Raw genomic sequence first — 21,742 nt, 5'->3', positions numbered from 1 at the left:
GAAAAAGGGGCACCAAAAGACAACGCGGCATGACAGCGATGTCATGCCGCGTTGTGCGGCCCGTTGCGCACGGCGGCCGATCCGGCTCCGCCGTGCGTGCGCGGGAAGTTACTTCGGCAGTGCGCCCGTCAGCGACTGGAGCAGCGACGACACCGGCGCGAGCGGGTTGCCCGGCGCGCTGTTGCCCGAATGCGGCGTGACCGACAGGCCCGGCGCGGAGCCAAGCGCCGTGCCCACCGTCGTGCCGACCGCGTTGACGACCGTCGCCGTCGCATTGGCGCCCGTCGTCAGCAGCGAGCCGACGGCACCCGCCGTGCCGCCGGCCGCGTTCGCGCCCGAGCCGAGCAGGCTGCCGCCCGCCGCCGCCGTCGAACCGGCCGCGCCCGACAGCGCGCCGGCCGCCTGCCCGAGGGCCGCCGGACCGTTCGCGAGTGCGCCCGTCACCGAACCGAGCGCACCGGTCAGTGCGCCGGCCGGGTTGCTGCCGCCCGTCAGGCCGCTCACGAGGTTCGTGATCGGTGCGATCGGGTTGCTGCCCGCCGCGCCCGACAGCGTGCCGACGACCTGGTTGACGACGCCTTGCACCGGCGCCAGCGGGTTCGAGCCGCCGAGGTTGCCGAGCGTGCCGACCACCTGGTTCACGACGCCCTGTACCGGCGCCAGCGGGTTCGAGCCGCCGAGGTTACCGAGTGCGCCCACGACGGAGCCGACCGCGTTACCCAGTGCGTTCGTGGCCGTGCCGACCGCGTTGCTGCTGCCGAGCGTGCCGACCACCTGGTTCACGACGCCCTGCACCGGCGCCAGCGGGTTCGAGCCGCCGAGGTTGCCGAGTGCGCCCGTCACCGAGCCCAGTGCGCCGTTCAGCGCGCCGACTGCGTTGCCGCCCGTCGGCAGCGCGTTCTGCAGGCCGTTGACGAGGTTCGTGATCGGCGTGATCGGGCTACCGCCACCGGCGCCGGACAGCGTGCCGACGACCTGGTTCACGACGCCTTGCACCGGCGCCAGCGGGCTTCCCGCACCACCGAGCGTGCCGGCCAGCTGCGTGACGACGCCCTGCACCGGCGCCAGCGGGCTTCCCGCACCACCGAGCGTGCCGGCCAGCTGCGTGACGACGCCCTGCACCGGCGCCAGCGGGCTTCCCGCGCCGCCGACGTTGCCGAGCGTGCCCGTGATCGTGTTGACCGCGTTGCTCAGTGCACCGGCCGGGTTGCCGCTACCGAGCGTACCCGTGACCTGGTCGACGACGCTCTGGATCGGCGCCAGCGGGTTCGATCCGCCACCGATGCCGCCCAGTGCGCCCGTCACCGTGCCGAGTGCGCCGGTCAGTGCGCCTGCCGGATTTCCGCTGCCGAGTGCACCCGTGACTTGATTCACGACGCCTTGTACCGGTGCCAACGGATTCGAGCCGCCACCGATACCACCCAGTGCACCCGTCACCGTGCCGAGAGCGCCGGTCAGTGCACCGGCCGGGTTGCCGCTGCCGAGTGCGCCCGTTACTTGGTTCACGACGCCTTGTACCGGTGCCAGCGGGTTTGAGCCGCCACCGATACCACCCAGTGCACCCGTCACCGTGCCGAGAGCGCCGGTCAGTGCACCGGCCGGATTGCCGCTGCCGAGCGCGCCCGTGACTTGGTTCACGACGCCTTGTACCGGTGCCAGCGGGTTCGAGCCGCCGCCGATGCCGCCCAGTGCGCCCGTCACCGTGCCGAGGGCACCGGTCAGTGCACCGGCCGGGTTGCCGCTGCCGAGTGCGCCCGTTACTTGATTGACAACACCTTGAACCGGTGCCAGCGGGTCCGCGCCGCCGCCGATACCGCCGAGCGCCCCCGTTGCCGTACCGAGTGCGTTGCTCAGTGCCCCGGTCGCCGTGTTCAGCGCACCAGTCAACGCACCTGCCGGGTTGCCGCTACCGAGCGCACCCGTCACTTGATTGACGACACCTTGAACCGGCGCCAGCGGGTTCGAGCCGCCGCCGATACCGCCGAGCGCACCCGTTGCCGTACCGAGTGCGTTGCTCAGTGCCCCGGTCGCCGTGTTCAGCGCACCAGTCAACGCACCTGCCGGGTTGCCGCCACCGAGCGCACCCGTCACTTGATTGACGACACCTTGAACCGGCGCCAGCGGGTTCGAGCCGCCACCGATACCGCCCAGTGCGCCCGTCACCGTACCGAGTGCGCCGGTCAGTGCGCCTGCCGGGTTGCCGCCACCAAGCGCGCCCGTCACTTGATTGACGACACCTTGAACCGGCGCCAGCGGGTTCGAGCCGCCACCGATACCGCCCAGTGCACCCGTCACCGTGCCAAGGGCACCAGTCAACGCGCCAGCCGGGTTGCCGCTACCGAGCGCACCCGTCACTTGATTGACGACACCTTGAACCGGCGCCAGCGGATTTGAACCACCGCCGATACCGCCCAGCGCGCCCGTCACCGTGCCAAGGGCACCGGTCAGTGCGCCTGCCGGGTTGCCGCCACCGAGCGCACCCGTCACTTGATTCACGACACCCTGAACCGGCGCCAGCGGATTTGAACCACCGCCGATACCGCCCAGTGCACCCGTCACCGTGCCAAGGGCACCAGTCACCGTACCAAGTGCCCCGGTCAACGCGCCAGCCGGATTTCCGCCACCGAGCGCACCCGTCACTTGATTCACGACACCCTGAACCGGCGCCAGCGGATTTGAACCACCGCCGATGCCACCCAGTGCGCCCGTCACCGTACCGAGCGCGCCAGTCAGTGCACCTGCCGGGTTGCCGCCACCGAGCGCACCCGTTACTTGATTGACGACGCCTTGAACCGGCGCCAGCGGGTTCGCCCCACCGCCGATGCCACCCAGTGCCCCCGTTACCGTGCCAACCGCATTGCTCAGCGTCCCCGTCGCCGTATTCAGCGCACCGGTCAACGCACCTGCCGGGTTGCCGCCGCTCAGCGCACCCGTCACCTGATTCAGCACACCCTGGACCGGCGCGAGCGGCTGCACCGTGCCGCCGCCACCGCCGAGTGCGCCCGTCACCGCCCCCACGGCGCCCGACAGTACCTGGCCGGGATCGCCCAGCGACGTCTGGATCGCGCCTGCCCCGCCTGCCGCCACGGTGACCGAGCCCAGCGGCGACGTCCCCGTCGCGACCAACCCGACCGACACGCTGTTCGTCGGCGGGTTGACGATCACTTGCGGAATCGGCAGCGCATCAAGGGCCCCCGCCATCGCGGAACCCGAAGCCAGTACCCCGAACACCGTCGCGACCGACAGCGCTACACCCGTCAATTTCAAATTGTGTCCCATCTTTATTTTCCCCATCTCGGTTGGCACAACGTTGATAAAGCATGGGGACCGATTGCACGAAGTGTGCCAATTCGAAAAACAGGATTGATTCGTCTGCCTATTGACGGCCAATAACGCCTTTTTAATCGATTTCAGACGAAATACACGGCCCTGGCGCCGCAATCATCTGATGAAAAAGGCCGACGGAACGCGGATGTAACGTAACGTTTGCGAGCCCCGTGGTAACGTGTTCCGGGTACATTCCACGTAACACCGGAACATCCGCTGCAACGACGTGCTATACCGTCACGAGCGGCTGCTCATTACGCATTTCACCAATATGAAAATGCATTGATAAATCGCCGATTTGTTGATTTTATTTATTTCGCGATTATCTTTCTTGCCGATTACACAGATCATTTCCGATCGCACGATTTCCGATAATTCGGATAGCAAACTGAAACATTGTGAAGGCCGGCGCGCGCGACGCTGCGCGCGCCGCCGGATCAGCCGAAACGCGCGGGCCGGTACGGATGGGGATCGATATAGGTCGGCGCGCCCGTCATCATTTCGGCGAGCAGGCGTCCGCTTGCGGGGCCGAGCGTGAGCCCGTGATGGCAATGACCGAACGCGAACCACAGGTGGCGATGGCGCGGCGCGGGCCCGATCACCGGGCGCATGTCGGGCGTACACGGCCGCATTCCGAGCCACGGCTCGGGATCGAGTCGCTCGCCGATGCCGAACGCGTCACGCGCCAGCGGTTCGGCGCGCGCGAGTTGCACGCCGGTCGGCGGTGCGCCGCGCGGCGCGATCTCGACGCCGGTGGTGAGCCGCAGGCGGCCGCCTTCCATCGGCGCGACGACGAAACCTGCCTCGGTATCGCACACGGGCACGTTCAGCGGCGCGCGCGTCGGCCGGTAGTGCATGTGATAGCCGCGCTTCGCGCGCAGCGGAATCCGGTAGCCGAGCGGCTCGAACACGTGATCGGACCACGGCCCGAGCGCCACCACGGCCGAGCGCGCCGAAATCGGCCCGTGCTCGGTACCGACCTGCCAGCCGTCATCCACCTGCACGAGCGTCCTGGCATCGCCGAGCGCGAACGTGCCGCCGTCGCGCTCGAACAGCCGCGCGTAGGCCTTGGTCAGCCCGCCCGGGCTCGACACGGTCTTCGGGTCCTGCCAGTGGAATGCGCCGCAGAACGCGTCGCCGATACCGGGCTCGCGCGCCCGCAACGCACGTGCGTCGAGCACCGTCATCCGCAGCCCGTGCGCGTCGGCCACGCGCTGCTGCGCGCGCGTTTCCGCATCGAACAGCGCGGGCGAACGGAACGCCTCGATCCACCCGCCGTCGTGCACGAGCGGCTGCGCATCGGTGCGCGCGAGCAACGCGTCGTGCTCCACGACGCTCGCCGCGACGAGCGGTAACAGGTCGCGCGCGGCCGCCGCGAGCCGCTGCGGCGACGATTCGCGCCAGAAGCGCGCGAGCCAGCCCGCATATGCGGGCAGCGCGCGGTAGTCCCAGTAGAGATCGACCGAGCGGTTGCGCGCATAGCGCAGCAGCGTGCCGAGCCGACGCGGAAACGCGTACGGCACGACCGACGAGCGCTCGATCAGCCCCGCATTGCCGTGGCTCGTTTCCTCGCCGGGCGCGCGCCGATCGACGAGCGCGACGCGCAGCCCGCGATCCTGCAGATGCAGCGCCGACGACACGCCGACGATGCCGGCCCCCAGAACGATGACGTCGAAATCCATGGTTCCCCGTACTGCGTCGAGATTCGATGCGACACGCGCCGGCGCGGCGGCCGGCGCACGGCGGTGATTGCGATTACTTCGAGACGATGTCGCGCTTGAAGTACTTCTGCGACAGCGCGCTGAGCGTGCCGTCCTTCTTCAGCGCGTCGAGCGCGCCGACGACCTTCGCCTGCAGCGCCTTGTCGTTCTTGCGCATCCCGAAGCCCGTGCCTTCACCGAGCGTCGCCGGATCCTTCAGCGGCTCGCCGACGATCTGGTAGTCGCGCCCGGCCGGCTTGTCGAGGAAACCGTCCTGCGCGGTCTGCGCTTCCTGCACGGCCGCGTCGAGACGCCCCGCGACGAGGTCGGCATAAATCTGGTCCTGATCCTGGTACGACACGACGGCCACGCCCGCGTTGGCCCAGTGCGCCTTCAGGAAATCCTCCTGCGACGAGCCCTGCAGCACGCCGACGTGCTTGCCGCGCAGGCTCGCGACGTCGGGCCGCAACGGCGAACCGTGCTTCGCGATCATCACGATCGGCACCACGTAGATCGCCGGCGTGAAGTCGATGCTCTGCCGGCGCTTCGACGTGATGTTCATCGCCGAGTTGATCACGTCGAACTTGCGCGCCTGCAGCGCCGGGATCAGGCCGTCGAACGCATTCTCGACCCACACGCATTTCATGTTCAGCTTCGCGCACACCGCGTTGCCGATGTCGACGTCGAAGCCCTGCAGCTGGCCGGCCGGCGTCTTGCTCTCGAACGGCGGATAGGCGGCTTCGATGCCGAAGCGCAACGTGGTCTGTTCCGCATGGGCCGTGACGGCCGCGCAGGCAAGCGCCGCAGCGGCGCAAAAGGAGAGCTTCCAGTTCATGACGGTCCTTCCGTTCCGGATTGAGGCGATGAAGATCGGTACACGACGGCCCGGGCCGGAGGCCGGATCGGCATTCGAACCAGGCAGCCGCCACGCGGCGACGTGTCGTGTCCTGCACGCGAAATATAGACTCAAAGTCTACTATAGACTATAGGGGATACGAGAATCGTGCCCCGATACGCGACGTCGAAACTTCGACACCCATCCCTAACCTCCTTGATTTACCTGATATTTTTCCGAACCACGCGACGGAACGACATCTCGAAAAGAAAAATTCTCCCGACTTTGTTTGTCTATATTAGACTTTTCGTCCATCACGAACACTGCCGGACACCGTCGATCGAGACTGTCCTGTCCGGCCCCGACCGGAGATGTCCCCATGACGCAAACCGCCCCGACCCTGCCGCTGACCGTCGACGAAGCCGCGGTGCGCGCGGCCCTGCCGTCGCTCGACGTGCTCGGCACGCTGCGCAGCATGTTCGCGTCGCTCGCCGCGGCGCGCGCGGTGCAGCCGCCGCAAACGCTGACGCTGTTTCCCGACCAGGCCGGCGACTTCATCACGTATCTCGGCGCGCTCGCCGACGCGCAGGTATTCGGCGCGAAGCTGTCGCCGTATGTCGTGACGGGCGGCAAGCCCGACGGGAAACCGATCGTCACCGCGTGGACCGCGCTGATGTCGATGCGCACGGGCCAGCCGCTGATGTGGTGCGACGCCGGGCTGCTCACCATCGAGCGCACGGCCGGCACGACCGCGCTCGCGGTCGACTGCCTCGCGCCGCGCGCCGCGCGCCATCTCGCGATCGTCGGCGCGGGCGCGGCCGGCCTCGCGCACCTGCGGCACACGGCGGCCTTGCGCGACTGGGAAACGATTCGCGTGTACTCGCCGTCACTTGCCGGCGACGCGGCGCAGCAAGCGGCGCTCGCGCAGCTCGATCCGCGTGCGCGCGCCGCGGCGAGCGTCGAAGCCTGCGTGCGCGACGCGGACGTCGTGATGCTGTGCACGTCGTCGGGCACGCCCGTGCTCGGCGACGGGATGCTCACGCGCCCCGCGCTCGTCACGTCGATCAGCACGAACGTCGCGCGCGCCCACGAGATCCCGCCCGCCTGGCTGCCCGACATGGACGTGTACTGCGACTACCGGCATACGACGCCCGCGAGCGCCGGCGAGATGCAGATCGCGGCGGCCGAACACGGCTGGGACGCCGCGCGGATCGCCGGCGACCTGCCCGCGCTCGTCGCCGGCACCTGCCCGGCACCGTCGTATGCCCGTCACGCGTTCTTCCGCTCGATCGGCCTCGGGCTCGAGGACATCGCGATCGCGCACGCGCTGTACACGCACCTGGCACGCGCATGAGCGGCACGCGCGCGCGGGGCCGATACAATGGCGCAACCGCCGCGGCGGCCGCGCGCGGGCGCACGGGCATGCCGGCCAACGGCGCGCCGGCACGCCGGCCCGATGCGCTGCCCGGCTCCCGCCCACCCGAGATGGCGAACCCGATGCGCAAGAAGAAATCCCCCGTCAAAGACCTGCTGCTCACCCGCTATGCGCCGATCGCCGACGGTATCGCCGCGCTGTTCTTCCCGTACGCGGAAGTCGTGATTCACGACCTGCACGACCAGACCGTGCTGTATCTCGCAAACAACCTGTCGAAGCGCGAGGTCGGCGACGATTCCGCACTCGAGGAAATCGATCATTCCGCGCGTGAGCGCGTGATCGGCCCGTACGAGAAGCTGAACTGGGACGGCCGGCGGATGCGCTGCGTGAGCAACGTGCTGTTCGACGACGAAGGCCGCCCGGCCGGGATGATGTGCATCAACTTCAACATCGCGGTGTTCGACGAGGTGCGCGCGACGCTCGACCTGTTCATCAAGGGCGCGGGCGTCGTCGCGCAGCCGGACGAGTTGTTCCGCGACGACTGGCAGGAGCGCATCAACACGTTCCTGCACGGCTGGCTGCGCGAGCGGCAGGTCGGGCTGAACGGGCTCACGCGCGAGCACCGGCGCGAGCTCGTCGAAGCGCTTTACGCGGAGGGCGCGTTCCGCGGCAAGAGCGCGGCGAACTACGTCGCGAACGTGCTCGGGATGGGCCGCGCGACGGTCTACAAGCACCTCAAGCACCTGAAGGAAACGCAGGGCGACGCGTAAGCGCCTCCCCTTCGGGCCGGTTCGCCGCCGCACGCGGCGACGGCCGGGCTTCGGCATTCGCTATCGGGACGCCGCTTCCGTGTCTATGCTTCGTGATACGCCGGGCGCCCACTTCATATGACCGCATGGCCGCCCGGCCGGGACGAAGCGTCGAAGTACAAAATGATATAGTCCCGGTTACATTTTTTTGCTGCCCGGAACCGCCCATGACGACCGCTCCCGCCCCGACTGCCCGCCCGACCCTGACCGTCGAAATCTGGTCCGACCTGATCTGCCCGTGGTGCTGGATCGGCAAGCGCCGCTTCGACGAGGCGCTCGCCGCGTTCGCGCACGCCGACCGCGTCGACGTCGCGCTGCGCGCGTACCGGCTGATGCCCGGCGAGCCCGTCGAGCCGGTCGAGGCGATGCTCGGCGGCAAGTACCGGATGTCGCCCGCGCAGGTCGACCAGATGCTGCGCCAGGTGACCGATGCGGCCGCGAGCGTCGGGCTGCGCTACGACCTGCCTGGCACGCTCGTCGGCGATACGCTCGACGGCCACCGGCTCGTGAAGCTCGCGGAAGCGACGGGCCGCGCGCACGCGCTGACCGAGCGGCTGTACCGCGCGTATTTCTGCGAGCACGGCTCGCTGTTCGATCACGCCGAGCTGACCGAATTCGCGGTCGAAGCGGGGCTCGAGCGCTCGGCCGTCGAAGCCGTGCTGCGCAGCGACCTCTACCGCGCCGACGTCGAAGCCGATGCCGCGCGCGCCGCGCAGATCGGCGGTCGCGGCGTGCCGTTGTTCGTGTTCGGCGGCCGCTACGCGGTGTCGGGCGCGCAACCGGCCGACGCGTTCGCGCAGGCGCTCGACCAGGCATGGCGCGACGGCATCGTCGAACTCGACGGCGGCGACGCAGCCGCGTGCGGCCCCGATGGCTGCGAACTGCCGGCGCGCTCGTAACGCCCGTCGCATCCATCGCACGCGTCCCGCGCGGACGCGCGACTACGCATCGCTGCTGCCACAAACCGGCAGGAAGCCCGCGCCGAGGGGGTCTACAATGCAGCCTTTCAAATAACTATCAGAAGGCGGCAAGCCCATGACCCACGGGATTCACGGCGAGAAGCGCTGGTACGCGCTGATCGTCCTCTGCCTCGGCGTGCTGATGATCGTGCTCGACAGCACGATCGTGAACGTTGCACTGCCGTCGATCAGCACCGACCTCCATTTCACCGAGACGGCCCTCGTGTGGGTCGTCAACGCGTACCTGCTGACGTTCGGCGGCTGCCTGCTGCTCGGTGGACGGCTCGGCGACCTGTACGGCCAGCGGCGCATGTTCCTCGCCGGCCTCGTCGTCTTCACGCTCGCATCGCTCGCGTGCGGCCTCGCGCAATCGCAGGCGATGCTGATCGCCGCGCGCGCGGTGCAGGGGATCGGCGGCGCGGTCGTATCGGCCGTCGCGCTGTCGCTGATCATGAATCTCTTCACCGAGCCCGGCGAACGCGCCCGCGCGATGGGCGTGTACGGCTTCGTCTGCGCGGGCGGCGGCAGCATCGGCGTGCTGCTCGGCGGGCTGCTGACGAGCTCGCTGTCGTGGCACTGGATCTTCCTCGTCAACCTGCCGATCGGCATCGCGGTCTATGCGATGTGCGTCGCGCTGCTGCCACGCCTGCGCGCGCCGGCCGGCAACGCGCGGCTCGACGTCGCGGGTGCGATCACCGTCACTGCATCGCTGATGCTCGCTGTCTACGGGATCGTCGGCGGCAACGAGGCCGGCTGGCTGTCGACGCAGACCGTCGCGCTGATCGGCGCGGCCGCCGCGCTGCTCGCGCTGTTCATCGCGATCGAGGCACGCGCCGCACATCCGCTGATGCCGCTCTCGCTGTTTGCCTCGCGCAACGTCGCGCTCGCGAACGTGATCGCCGTGCTGTGGGCGGCCGCGATGTTCGCGTGGTTCTTCCTGTCCGCGCTGTACATGCAGCGCGTGCTCGGCTACGGGCCGCTGCAGGTCGGTCTCGCGTTCCTGCCGGCGAACCTGATCATGGCCGCGTTCTCGCTCGGGCTGTCCGCGCGGATCGTGATGCGCTTCGGCATCCGCGGCCCGATCGCGGCCGGCCTGCTGATCGCGGCGTGCGGCCTCGCACTGTTCTCGCGTGCGCCGGTGGACGGCGGCTTCGTCTGGCACGTGCTGCCCGGCATGACGCTGCTCGGCATCGGCGCGGGCGTCGCGTTCAACCCGATGCTGCTCGCCGCGATGAGCGACGTCGATCCGGCCGATTCCGGGCTCGCGTCGGGGATCGTCAACACCGCGTTCATGATGGGCGGCGCGCTCGGCCTCGCCGTGCTCGCGAGCCTCGCGGCCGCCCGCACCGACGTGCTCGCGGCGACGCACGCGCCGCTCGACGCGCTGAACGGCGGCTACCATGCGGCCTTCGCGTTCGGCGCGGCGTTCGCCGCCGCCGCCGCGCTGATCGGCCTCGCGCTGCGCATCCGGCAGCAGGGCGCGGTCGGCGGCGTCGGCCCCGCGATGCACTGACCGGCGACCGGCGGCGGGTGGCATCGACCGCCGCCCCTCTCGAACCAGGGCGCGCACCGTCGCGCCCTTTTTTATACGTGCCGGGCCGGACACTCGCTCTCGCTTCACCGGGCGTTTCGGGCGGATCAGTCGTGAAGAAGACGGCCACCCCGCCCCTCGCTCCGCTCAAACGCCCGTTTTACTTCGGGCCGGATGCCCGCCCCACGGGCTTTCCCCTCCGATTTTTAACGCAGTCGACCATCGACGCGCCACATTTGCGACAATGGCGGACTTTGACGCGCGCGCCGCGGCCACGTGCCGCCGCCGAACGCCGCATAACCGTCGCCGCATAACTGTCCGCTTCCGATGTCGCTTCCCCATATCGATTTGCTGTACTCGTTGTCCGGCCTGTTCGTCGGCATCCTCGTCGGCCTGACGGGCGTTGGCGGTGGTTCGTTGATGACGCCGATCCTCGTGCTGCTGTTCGGCGTCCACCCGGCAACGGCGGTCGGCACCGACCTGCTGTACGCGGCCGCGACCAAGGCCACCGGCACGCTCGTCCATGGCCTGAAAGGCTCGATCGACTGGCGCATCACGGGCCGGCTCGCGGCGGGCAGCGTCCCGGCCGCGGCCGTCACGCTGTGGTGGCTGCATACGCACGGGATGAACACGCCGGGCACCGCGCGGATGATCCAGCTCGTGCTCGGCATCGCGCTGCTGCTCACGTCGCTCGCGCTGATCTTCCGGCCACAGCTCACCGCGTTCGCCGCACGCAATCCGCTCGTGCCGAGCCCCGCGCGCACGCTGTGGTCGACCGTGCTGACGGGCGCCGTGCTCGGCATGCTCGTGTCGATGACGTCGGTCGGCGCGGGTGCGATCGGCGTAACCGTGCTTCTGCTGCTGTATCCGGCGCTCGCGACCACCCGCATCGTCGGCTCCGACATCGCGCACGCGGTGCCGCTCACGCTCGTCGCGGGCATGGGGCACTGGCTGCTCGGCTCGGTCGACTGGTCGATGCTGCTGTCGCTGCTGCTCGGCTCGCTGCCCGGCATCGTGCTCGGCAGCCTGCTGTCGGCGCGCGCGCCCGAGCGGCTGCTGCGCAACCTGCTCGCCTCGACGCTCGTCGCGGTCGGCGTGCGGCTCGTGCTGGCGTAACACGCGGCGCGACTGCGCTGTCCTCAACGGGTTGATGCCATTTCGCGGCCGGCCCATCGCCCGCCGCACATAAAAACAGCCCGACCGGCCTGCGCCGATCGGGCTGTCGTCCATCCGGGGCGGCGCAAGCCGCCCACAGCGCTTACTGCCCCTGCTGCTGCAACTTCTGCTGCTTGAGCTGTTGCGTGCGCATCTGCAGCTTCAGCACGCGCTGCAGCGCCGTGCGATTGGCGAGGATGCCGTCGTAGAAGTTGGCGAGATCACCCTTCAGCGCGGTCCGCGACGCGTCGTTCAGGTAGATCATGTGGCCCGACGGGTAGTTCTTGATCGTCAGGTTCTGCGCCTTGAGCGTCGGGTCGAGCGGCATCTGCGCGAGCGTCAGCTCCGTCTGGTGGAACGGCGTGACGGCGTCGAAATAGCCGTTTGCCGACAGCACCTTCAGGTCCGGGTTCACGCTCATCGTCGACGCCAGGTCGCCCGCCGTGTACAGCGTATTGCCGCCGCCCTTGTTCGCGCCAGTCGGATCCGTGTGGCTGAAGTCCCAGTTGTTGAAGACCTGGTCGTTCAGGTCCACGAACGACGACGTCGACGTGTACTTGAGGTCGGTGTTGATGTAGCTGTTCCACAGCACCGTGTACGCGCCGCCGACGTTCGTGATCGACGGATCGTTGCTGCCCGAGTTCGGCAGGATGTACGGCGCGATGCCCTTGCCCGTGAAGTTCGCGCGACCGTCGTACTGGCCGATCTGCGTGCCCGGCACGAGCGTCAGGAAGAACGTGTACGGCGGGTTGTCGTTCGACGACGGCACGTTGCCGAGCGCGGCCGGGTTGCCGAACGTCTGGATCAGCGACGTCGGATCCGTGCCGATGTACGCGCCCATCTGCTGCGCGGTCTGCAGGTTCAGGTTCAGACGCACGTTCACGAAGCCGCCGTCCTGCGGGTTCGGCTTCTGCGCGAGCGGCGCGAGCGTGTTGTCCGCGTAGTTGCGGGCCTGGACCATGTACGCGTCGAGGTCGGTCGGCGTCGGGTTGAGCGTCGTCTTCTTCCAGTAGAACGCATCGGCCGCGAGCGTCGGGAACGTGCCCGGCGCGGACAGCGCGTTCGCGTAGTCGAGGATCGACGACTGCAGCGTGATCCCGTTCAGGTCGATGCCGTCCTCATGCAGCACCCACGACACGACCGCGCTGCGCGCGGTGCCGTACGACTCGCCGTACAGGAACTTCGGCGAATTCCAGCGCGAGTACTTGGTCAGGTAGCGCTGGATGAAGCGGTCGATCGAGCGGGCGTCCTGGTCGGTGCCCCAGAAGTCCTTGTTCTTCGCCGGGGCGATCGCCGCCGAGTAACCGGTGCCGACCGGGTTGATGAACACGAGGTCGGTACGGTCGAGCAGGCTGTCCGGGTTGTCGAGCAGCTTGTACGGCGCGGGCGGCGTGAAGTTCGGGAACGACGACTGCAGGCGCTTCGGCCCGTACGAGCCGAGCAGCAGGTAGACCGACGACGAGCCGGGGCCGCCGTTGTAGAAGAACGTGACCGGGCGCGGCTTCGACGGGTCCGGATTGTCCTGCGTGTACGCGACGTAGAACATCTTCGCGTTCGGTGCCGACGTGACCGGATCGATCGTCGTCAGGTGGCCCGTGGTGGCCGTGTACTTGATGGTCTTGCCGCCGATCGTGACCGTCCGGTGCACGACGGCCGCCCCTTCCGTGGAATCCGTGACCGCGTCGTTCGGCCCGGTGCCGTACACGTCGTTGTCGACGTACGGCTGGTCGGCCGCGGCGGCCGTTGCGGTGGTGTTGGCCGACGTGCTTGCGCCGGCCGACGTCGCGGCGGCGGCGGCAGCCGAAGCAGCCGGGCTCGACCCGTCGTCGCCGCCGCACCCCGTGACGAGCAGCGCAGCGGCCGCAGCCGCGGCGAGCGGCACGCTCAGTGTCGTTCCGAATAGCGCGAAACCGTCTTTCAAGGACTTCCGTGTCGTCATTATTGCCTCTCGAACAGAACGATAAATACCGCCGGTCGCAAAGGATCATTTGCGCCGGCGCTCCGCACCGGGAATGCATTCGTTATGCGACGCACTCCGAGTTTTTTACCGGTTCGGCGAATACCGACCGGCATGATTTACCCCACCCATATTTTTTTGCGACTGCACAATGGAATCAATTCCATTGCGAACGACAATTCGATAATCCGCAGCAATACCGATTCGTTCAGCGCATTTGCGTACGCACAAAATCGACGGCAAAGGAACGCCCCGCCAGACCAGACCCAGCAAGGTCGCCTCGCTTCGAACAGACGAACAATCCCCCTCGGCGAGATGCCGATTAATCGCAAAACGACGATCAATCGCGACTCGAGCCGATTTAATAAAATCGAAAGGATCGATTAACCAAACGGAAAGGAATATCTCGTATCTGGAATTTATTAAATTAAGTGAAAATACCGGCGCATATTAGGGTTCCGATTTATCCCCGTAAAGTAATAATTTGTTACGGCGCTCGCCATTCCGATAAAAGGCAGTTCGGGACCGATTCCAGAGCACCCAAAAGAAAAAGCCGGACGACCGTCCGGCTTCGTGAGGGCGGCGCGGCGCGCGCCGTCAGAGCGGCACGTCGATCGCGCCGGCGCCGGTCGTGATCGCATTCGCGCCCGGCGCGGCCGAGATCGGCGGCAGGTTCGCGCTCGTCAGCGCGGGCGCGGCGCCCGGCGTGCCGCCGCGCGGCACCGTGCGGATCACCTGCGACGGCGGCAACGGCGCGCCGTTCCTCAGGTGCTTCCACATTAGATTCAGTGCCTGCAGGTTGTAGTAATGAACCGGCACGAAGCGCGTGTCGAAGCCCGGCACCGGCAGGAACGCGTCGAAGTGCTGGCCGTTCGTCACCTCGTAGAACACGAGCTGGCTGCGCCCGCCTTCGCTGATGCCGTTCTGCGCGACATACGCGCGCGACGCGTGGTTCACGGGCACGAGCGCGTCGCTGCGGCCCTGCACGATGATCGCCGGCTTGCCCTGCAGGTTCGCGTTCACGCGCACCGCGTCGACGTTCGTGGGCATCCCGAGCATCCCGTTCGTCCAGAGCTGGCGCAGGCACAGCGCGCCCGCGAAGCTCCCGTCGGGCGTCGCGAGCCGGTGGTCGACGCCCGCGCCCGTGTTGAACACGAGGTTGATGCCGGCCGTCGGCGGCACGCCGTTGCCGACGCCGAACACCGCCGGCATCGGCGACGTGGCGGGCGCGGCGACGGCGCCCGTCGCCGGGTTCGTCGTCGCGAAGCTGAAATTGCACAGGTTGTCGGTGACGCGCGAGCGTGTGTACGCGTTCGCATACGTGACCGCGATCGCCGGAATCGCCTGCGAATCCCACATCGGCGCCTGCAGCAGGTCGGAATCGGCGAGGTAGCCGGCCGCGTGGAGCTGCGCGAGCGCGTCGGCGGCCTGGCTTTGCGTATCGGCGCCCGACACGAGCCCGGCCGCGGCGAGCGTCGCGCAGCGCTGGGTGCGGATCGACTCCGTGGTCGCCGCCGGCAGCGCGCTCAGGTACGGTGCGTCGGCAAGCGACGCCGACGCGGCCGCGCACGGCTCCAGCAGGTTCGCGAGCGTCGCGTAGTCGGCCAGCGGCCGGCCGAACGACGGCACGGGCTGACCGCCCGAGCGCACGACCGCGTTCGGCGCCATCCGCACGTTGATCTGCGGCTCGCCGACCACGACCGCGGTGATCCAGCCGCGGTTGTCCTGTTCGGCCGCCGCGAGCGATGCACCCCCGCCGTTGCTGACCGACGCGGCGATCGTCGTGATGTCGCCCGCGCGATAGCGCACGCCGTGATGCGAGCCGTCGACCAGCGGTCCGAACTGCTCGTTGAGCGCCCAGTACGCGAACTCGACCGACTGCAGCGTCACGCGCCCCCAGTCCTGCTCGGGATTCTGCTGCGAATGCGCGTGCTTGAACGCATAGCGGTTCGGGAAGCGGGAATTGAACGTGGCGAGATCGCCGCTGGTGACGTTCGCGGTGAACAGGCTCGCGGTGCCGGCCAGCACTGCGTTGGCGAGCGTGCCGTCGATCAGCGTGATGGTGTCCGACATCAGCTCGTGCGCGCCGTTGCCGCCGCCCTTGTCGTTGTAGGCGACCGCGCAGCCGCGCTTGAGCGCCCATTCGCCGGCCGCGGAAATCGCGCCGTACACGCCGCGCGAGCCCGACGACGTCGCGGTGACGATGCACGGCTGCGCGGGATTGAAACTGGCGGGCACCTGCACGAGCAGCGTGACGTTCTTGCTGCCGCTGCCGTCGTCGGCGTACGCGAGATATTCGGTGCCGGGAATCTTGCCTTCGCCGAGCGTGTCGTTGCCGTCGAGGTCGACGTTCGGCCCCCAGAAGCGGCCGTAGCCGCCGTTTGCGCTCATGTCGACGAGCGCGCGGTAGTTCGACCAGATCGCGAGGCGGCGCAGCTCGGCGGCCGTCGGCCGGGCGGCATTCGCGAAGCCGGGAGCGCTCGCCGCGCCAAGGCCCGTCTTGCCGAGGCCGGCCGTCAGCAGGTCGTCGCTCGCGCCGTCATAGGCCGTCGTGCGCACGCTGCCGGACACGAAACCGGGCAACCGGTTGCGCTCGGCCGACTCGTCGCCGTTACAGGCGCCGAGTATCGCGACCGCGGCCAGCGCCGCGCCGAAAACCATCCGCCTGCCCCACCCGAGTCTCGTCATCGCCGCCCTCTCGATATCGTTATCGGTCCGCCGCCGCTTCGTGCGGCTTGCGGCCTCTCAAGCGCAAACGGGCCCCGGCATGCCGGGGCCCGCCTGAAAACGGGCGCATGCGGCGCTCGCGCGCCGCCGCCCGGCGTTACTGCTGCTGAACCGTCAGCTTGTTCGACACCGACGTCACGCCGCTCACGCCCTTCGCCGCCTCTTCCGCCTTGTCGATCTGGGCCTGGTCGGGCACCGTGCCCTCCAGCGTGATCGCGCCGCCCTTCGAGCGCACGACGATGTTCGCCACGTCGATGCCGCCCGCCTTCGTAATGGCCTTGCGCACCGCATAGCCCAGCTTGCGGTTCGCCTTCTTCGCGGTCTTCGCGGCGGCCTTCGGCGCGCTGGTCGCGGCCGCGGCCGCGGGCGCTTCCGTTGCCGCGGCGTCGCTCGACTGCGCATACACGCTGCCCGACAGACAGGCCGCCACGGCGGCGACACCCAACGCTCTCAACACGATCGACTTCATGCTATCTCCTTATCACTCCGGAACGGCCGTGCACAGTACGGCCGATTACCCCCAAAAGCAGCCGGCCCGCGCGCGAACGGGCGGGACAGCCGGTGTTTTCCACGGCGATACGAGAGAGGCGAGACGGGCTGGCGGCAGGCGCACGCGAAAGCGGGCCGGCCGGGCCGGACAGCCGCCGGCCGAACGCGCCCGGTCTCATTGCGTGCCGGGTCGCGCGCAAATCGGGCGCGGCTGCGTCGCACAATGTAATCCAGCGCCCGCGGAAGCGCAAAGCTTTTGACGCGGGGCCGCCCGCCACTGTCGCCGCGGGGTCGCGCCAGGCCGCCCCACTCGCGCACGCCCGGTGAAACCGGGTACCATCGCCGCGAGCATCGGCGTCGTCCATGACCACCGTCCGATCGTCACCGATACGTCACGCCAGCGTCATCCACCGCCCCCATGAAGCCAGCCCGCCCTCGCCCGCCTCGCCGCATCCTCGCCCGCTTCGTCGCGGTGTCGTGGCGCGACCTCGCGCTGTCGATCGGCCCGACCGTGCTGCTCGCCGGCGCGGCCGTCTGGCTCGCGGTCAAGCTGATCCAGCCGGCCCCGCCGTCCACGCTCGTGATCTCGTCCGGGCCGCCCGGCAGCACGTACTGGAACGCCGCGCAGAAATACAAGACGATCCTCGCGAAGAACGGCGTCACGCTCGACGTCCAGTCGTCCGAAGGGTCCGCCCAGAACCTCGCGCGGCTGTCGAATCCGAACGCGCCGGTCGACGTCGGTTTCGTGCAGAGCGGGATCGGTCCGAAGGAGCGCGACGAACACCTCGTGTCGCTCGGCAGCATCGGCTACGTGCCGCTCGCGATCATGTATCGCGGCCCGGTCGTCGCGCGCCTGTCCGACTTCAAGGGCAAGCGGCTCGCGCTCGGCGCGGAAGGCAGCGGCGCGCGCGAGCTGAGCCTCGCGCTGCTGAAGATGAACGGCATCGTGCCGGGCGGCTCGACCGAGCTGCTGCCGACCGCCGGCGAGGACGCGGCCACCGCGCTGCTCGACGGCAAGATCGACGCGGCGTTCCTGTCAGGCGACTCGACGCAGATCCCGGTGATGGCGAAACTGTTCCGCGCGCCCGGCGTGCACGTGTATTCGTTCACGCAGGCCGAGGCGTACGCGCGGCGCTTTCCGTACCTGACCGCGATCACGCTGCCGATGGGGGTCTACGATCTCGGCCGGAACCTGCCGCCCGCCGATATCCACACGGTCGCGCCGACCATCGAACTCGTTGCGCGCGACTCGCTGCACCCCGCGTTGTCCGACCTGCTGATCGAGGCCGCGCGCGAGGTGCACGGCCACGCGACGATCCTGCAGCACGCGGGTGAATTCCCGTCGCCCGTCACGCGCGGCTTCCCGCTCTCCGACGACGCCGCGCGCTACTACAAATCAGGCAAGACCTTCCTGTACCGGCGGCTGCCGTTCTGGGTCGCGAGCCTCGTCGACCGGCTGCTCGTCGTGGTCGTGCCGCTGATCGTCGTGCTGATCCCCGGGCTGCGGCTCGTGCCGTCGCTGTACGGCTGGCGCGTGCGCTCGCGCATCTACCGCTGGTACGGCGCGCTGATCGCGCTCGAGCGCAGCGCGCTCGGCGAGCACACGGCCGAGGAACGCGTGCAGTTGCTCGACGAGCTCGACGACATCGAGGAAGCCGTGAACCGGATGAAGATGCCGCTCGCTTATGCCGGGCAGTTCTACGTGCTGCGCGAGCACATCGGCTTCGTGCGCGAACGGCTCACCGCGCACGACCAGGACACGCCGGCCAGCCCGCCGGGCGCCGGCGGCCCGCCGCAGGCACGTGCCGAAGCCGCGCCGCCGGCCGGCACGCCCCCTCGGGCGACTCCCGGTTCCGCGTAAGCGGACGATCCGCGATCATTGCCGCATGCGCGCGCCGCCGCGTAACATGGAGGCCGCCGCCAGGCGCCGCTCGCCCCACCCTCTGGAGATCGCCATGACAACCGGCCTCGACACCGCCCAACCCGCCTGGTTCTACGACTTCGTGTCGCCGTTCTCCTACCTGCTCCTCGAACAGCTCGACAAGTGGCCGGACGTGCCGTTCGAGCCCGTCGCGGTGTCGCTGCCCGACCTGCAGCGCCACTGGGGGCAACGCTCGAGCGCGGACGTGCCCGCCAAGCGCGTGTTCACGTACCGTCACGCACTGTTTCGCGCCGAGCAGCTCGGCATCCGCTTCAAGATGCCGCCCGCCCATCCGTTCGATTCCGACAAGGTGTTGCGCCTCGCGATCGCGCTGCGCGCCGACATCGCGACCGTGCTGGAAATGTTCCGCTTCATCTGGCACGACGGCAACGACCCGTCGACGCCGGAAGGCTTCGCGGCACTGTGCGAGCGCGTCGGCGTCGGCCATGGCGACGAGCTGATCGAATTCGAGGAGACGAGCGCGCAGTTGCGCCGCAACACCGACGACGCGATCGCGCTCGGCGTGTTCGGCGTGCCGACGTTCTGGATGAACCAGCAGCTGTTCTGGGGCGAGGACGCGCTGCCGATGGTGCTGTACTGCGCACGCACGCCGAACTGGCTCGAATCGCGCGAGGTCAAGCGGATCAGCATGCTGCCGAAAGGCCGCGTGTGATGGCCGGTATCACGCACGCCAACGTGCGGCTGCGGTAAGGTTACGCTTCCCCGGAATCCCCTTCTACGATGGAAGAAAACGACCGTACCGCCTCGCTCGATATCTGGCTCGTGCGCGTGTTGCGCACGCTGCTGCTGGAGCGCAGCGTGACGCAGGCCGCGCTGCGGCTGAACCAGACCCAGCCGGCGATCAGCACCGCGCTGCGCAAGCTGCGCGAGACGCTGAACGACCCGATCCTCGTGCGCGGCAAATCCGGCATGGTGCCGACCGAATACGGCGCGTCGCTGCTCGAGGCCGCGCAGCGCGCGCTGCGCGAGGTCGACTTCATCGCGACGCCGCACGGCGATTTCGATCCGTCGTCCGCACGGCGCACATTCCGCGTCGCCGCCCCCGATTACCTGAACGATTTCTTCATGCCGACGCTGATCGAGCGCTTTCGCGACGCGGCGCCGCATGCGCATCTGGAAATCGATTCGCTGAATCCCGCGCTCGATCACGCGGGCGCGCTCGAATCCGGCGCGCTCGATCTCGTGATCGGCAACTGGCCGAAGCCCGACCCGCAGTTCGCACGCCAGGACCTGTTCTCCGACACGATCGTGTGCCTGATGCGCGATGCGCACCCGCTCGCACGCGAGCCGCTCACGCGCGAAGCGTATGCGTCAGCCGCGCACGTCGCGCCGACGCCGTACACCGGCGACAAGCGCAACGCGATCGAGATCGGCCTGGCACGCGCGCGCCTCACGCGGCGCATCGTGACGACGCTGCCCTACTTCGGCATCGTGCCGCAGGTGCTGCTGCAGTCGGACCTGATCTTCACGACGACGCGGCGCTTCGCGACGCACTATGCGCAGTTGCTGCCGCTCGTGGTCGTCACGCCGCCCGTGCCGTTCCCGCGCATCAAGAGCTACCTGCTCACGCATCCGCAGCCCGACCGCCCGACCGACATCGCGTGGCTGTGCGCACTGATGCAGAGCGTGTCCGACGAGCTGACGGTTCCCCGCAGCCGCAACCGCTGAGCCGCGACACGAAACGGCGCGCGGCCGCTCGAGCTCAGGCCGTGCAGAAGGTTTCCTGCAGATGGGCCCAGCGCACGACGCCCGCCGCGTCGCGCTCGAACACGGCGGTTGCGCGGCGCGCGGGCAGCTCGCCCGACGCCGCGTGCTGCGCTTCGAGATAGGTGACGGTCGCATGCGACGCATCGGCCGCGAGCACCCGGATGTCCGATAGCGTGATGCGCAGCCCCGGCTTCGCGCCGGCGAGCTTGTCGAACAACGCGCGCGTACCGTCATGATCGACGACGCGACCGTCGGTCAGGGTCATCGTGAATTCGGCGGAAAACGCGGCGAGCAGCGCATCGAGCGCCTCGGGTGCGGTATCGACGCCGGACAGCCAGCGCTCGATGGCGACGAGGCTCGCATCGAGCGCGTCGAGATAAACCTGATGATCGGACATGGCACGTGCACGGTAAGGCGCGGCCCGATGCCGCGCGTCGTCGTGCAGTGTATGCAAAATCGCGCGGCCCTGCGCTGGCCGCGCGGCGCTACCGCGTGCAGGACACGTCGTCGCGCGCACGCCCCGAAGCGGCGGCCTTCGCGTCGGCCACCGGCATGCCCGAGCGTGCCTGCAGCAGCTCCGCGCACACGGCCACCGCGATCGCGCCCGGCGCCTTGTCGACGATCCCCGCGACACCGATCGGGCACACCATCTCCGCGAGTCGCGCCGGATTGACGCCGCGCGCGGCAAGCCGGCGCTCGAACTTCACGCGCTTGGTGCGCGAGCCGATCATCCCGAAGTACGCGTAGTCGCGCCGCCGCATGATCTGCGCGGCGAGCGAGAAGTCGAGCGCGTGGTTATGCGTCATCACGAGGAAGTACGCGCCGGGCGGCGCGGCGTCGACGACGGCCTCCGGCGTGTCGGTCGGCTCCGGCTGCACGTTCGGCGGACATTCGTCCGGGAACAGCTCGTCGCGCGTGTCGACCCACTGCACGACGCACGGCAGCGTGCCGAGCAGCGTGACGAGCGCGTGACCGACGTGCCCGGCGCCGAACAGCACGATGTGCATCGGCGCCGGCGTGCCGGTCGCGCGATTGCGCTGGCCGGTGCCCGGCGCGAACGCCGGGTCCGACGCGGTGCGGAGCGAGCGGGCGGGGCCGTTCATGTCGGCCTCCGCCGGGCCGCCCCAAGGAGGCTGACCGCCCCCTCGGGGGGAGCCGTGCATGGGACCGGAGCAAGCGCTGAAGCGCCAACTCCGGTCGACAGTGAACGAGGAGAACGTGGAGACCGT

General features: G+C 68.9%; 16 protein-coding genes. 8 read left to right on the top strand and 8 right to left on the bottom strand.

The window, feature by feature from the left end:
- Window positions 1-108 precede the first annotated feature (108 nt).
- The 3 genes from CFB41_RS04070 to CFB41_RS04055 form a co-directional block, all read right to left on the bottom strand.
- On the bottom strand, window positions 109-3,279 hold the full coding sequence (locus tag CFB41_RS04070; protein WP_089455695.1) for a hypothetical protein: 3,171 nt from the start codon (window positions 3,277-3,279) through the stop codon (window positions 109-111).
- 485 nt (window positions 3,280-3,764) lie between these two features.
- A complete protein-coding gene (locus CFB41_RS04060) occupies window positions 3,765-5,009 on the bottom strand; it encodes an FAD-binding oxidoreductase (protein ID WP_089455694.1) in 1,245 nt (414 codons plus the stop codon).
- A 73-nt stretch (window positions 5,010-5,082) separates the two neighbouring features.
- On the bottom strand, window positions 5,083-5,862 hold the full coding sequence (locus CFB41_RS04055) for an ABC transporter substrate-binding protein (protein WP_089455693.1): 780 nt from the start codon (window positions 5,860-5,862) through the stop codon (window positions 5,083-5,085).
- Window positions 5,863-6,241: 379 nt separating this feature from the next.
- Between CFB41_RS04055 and CFB41_RS04050 the strand changes: the two genes are divergently transcribed.
- The 5 genes from CFB41_RS04050 to CFB41_RS04030 all read left to right on the top strand — a co-directional run bounded on the left by CFB41_RS04050 (window position 6,242) and on the right by CFB41_RS04030 (window position 11,652).
- On the top strand, window positions 6,242-7,216 hold the full coding sequence (locus CFB41_RS04050; protein ID WP_089455692.1) for an ornithine cyclodeaminase family protein: 975 nt from the start codon (window positions 6,242-6,244) through the stop codon (window positions 7,214-7,216).
- Window positions 7,213-8,007: a transcriptional regulator gene (locus tag CFB41_RS04045; protein WP_089439351.1), complete on the top strand. Its 795-nt coding sequence runs from the start codon at window positions 7,213-7,215 to the stop codon at window positions 8,005-8,007. The genes CFB41_RS04050 and CFB41_RS04045 overlap by 4 nt, the downstream gene beginning before the upstream one ends.
- Before the next feature lie 206 nt (window positions 8,008-8,213).
- A complete protein-coding gene (locus tag CFB41_RS04040) occupies window positions 8,214-8,945 on the top strand; it encodes a DsbA family oxidoreductase (RefSeq protein WP_089455691.1) in 732 nt (243 codons plus the stop codon).
- Between the two features lie 136 nt (window positions 8,946-9,081).
- Window positions 9,082-10,518: a DHA2 family efflux MFS transporter permease subunit gene (locus CFB41_RS04035; protein WP_089455690.1), complete on the top strand. Its 1,437-nt coding sequence runs from the start codon at window positions 9,082-9,084 to the stop codon at window positions 10,516-10,518.
- A gap of 345 nt (window positions 10,519-10,863) precedes the next feature.
- Window positions 10,864-11,652 (top strand): sulfite exporter TauE/SafE family protein, encoded by a 789-nt coding sequence (locus CFB41_RS04030; RefSeq protein ID WP_089455689.1) that lies wholly within the window; start codon window positions 10,864-10,866, stop codon window positions 11,650-11,652.
- Between the two features lie 142 nt (window positions 11,653-11,794).
- On the opposite strand, the gene CFB41_RS04025 is transcribed toward CFB41_RS04030, so the two are convergent.
- The 3 genes from CFB41_RS04025 to CFB41_RS04010 all read right to left on the bottom strand — a co-directional run bounded on the left by CFB41_RS04025 (window position 11,795) and on the right by CFB41_RS04010 (window position 16,844).
- On the bottom strand, window positions 11,795-13,630 hold the full coding sequence (locus tag CFB41_RS04025) for a S10 family peptidase (protein ID WP_089430682.1): 1,836 nt from the start codon (window positions 13,628-13,630) through the stop codon (window positions 11,795-11,797).
- 615 nt (window positions 13,631-14,245) lie between these two features.
- Window positions 14,246-16,336 (bottom strand): D-(-)-3-hydroxybutyrate oligomer hydrolase, encoded by a 2,091-nt coding sequence (locus tag CFB41_RS04015; protein WP_089455688.1) that lies wholly within the window; start codon window positions 16,334-16,336, stop codon window positions 14,246-14,248.
- 136 nt (window positions 16,337-16,472) lie between these two features.
- Window positions 16,473-16,844 carry a BON domain-containing protein gene (locus CFB41_RS04010; protein WP_089455687.1) on the bottom strand — a complete coding sequence of 124 codons (372 nt, stop codon included), beginning with the start codon at window positions 16,842-16,844 and terminating at the stop codon, window positions 16,473-16,475.
- Between the two features lie 438 nt (window positions 16,845-17,282).
- Here CFB41_RS04010 and CFB41_RS04005 point away from each other — a divergent pair, with 438 nt between their 5' ends.
- The 3 genes from CFB41_RS04005 (at window position 17,283) to CFB41_RS03995 (ending at window position 20,474) form a co-directional block, all read left to right on the top strand.
- A complete protein-coding gene (locus CFB41_RS04005; RefSeq protein ID WP_089455686.1) occupies window positions 17,283-18,725 on the top strand; it encodes a TAXI family TRAP transporter solute-binding subunit in 1,443 nt (480 codons plus the stop codon).
- A 94-nt stretch (window positions 18,726-18,819) separates the two neighbouring features.
- Window positions 18,820-19,458, top strand: a complete 639-nt coding sequence (locus CFB41_RS04000; RefSeq protein ID WP_089455685.1) for a 2-hydroxychromene-2-carboxylate isomerase — start codon at window positions 18,820-18,822, stop codon at window positions 19,456-19,458.
- Between the two features lie 68 nt (window positions 19,459-19,526).
- Window positions 19,527-20,474, top strand: coding sequence for a LysR family transcriptional regulator (locus CFB41_RS03995; protein WP_089455684.1), 948 nt, complete (start codon window positions 19,527-19,529; stop codon window positions 20,472-20,474).
- A 34-nt stretch (window positions 20,475-20,508) separates the two neighbouring features.
- On the opposite strand, the gene CFB41_RS03990 is transcribed toward CFB41_RS03995, so the two are convergent.
- Both CFB41_RS03990 and xdhC read right to left on the bottom strand, forming a co-directional pair.
- Entirely contained in the window at window positions 20,509-20,910 is a 402-nt protein-coding gene (locus tag CFB41_RS03990) for a polyketide cyclase (protein WP_089455683.1), read from the bottom strand.
- 88 nt (window positions 20,911-20,998) lie between these two features.
- Complete coding sequence (gene xdhC, locus CFB41_RS03985) at window positions 20,999-21,616, bottom strand: xanthine dehydrogenase accessory protein XdhC (protein WP_089455682.1); 618 nt, start codon at window positions 21,614-21,616, stop codon at window positions 20,999-21,001.
- Between the last annotated feature and the right edge of the window lie 126 nt (window positions 21,617-21,742).

This window comes from Burkholderia sp. AU33803, from assembly GCF_002223095.1.
Lineage (GTDB): Bacteria > Pseudomonadota > Gammaproteobacteria > Burkholderiales > Burkholderiaceae > Burkholderia.
Note: the sequence above shows the minus strand (reverse complement) of the source record. Positions and strands in the feature narration are given on the sequence as shown.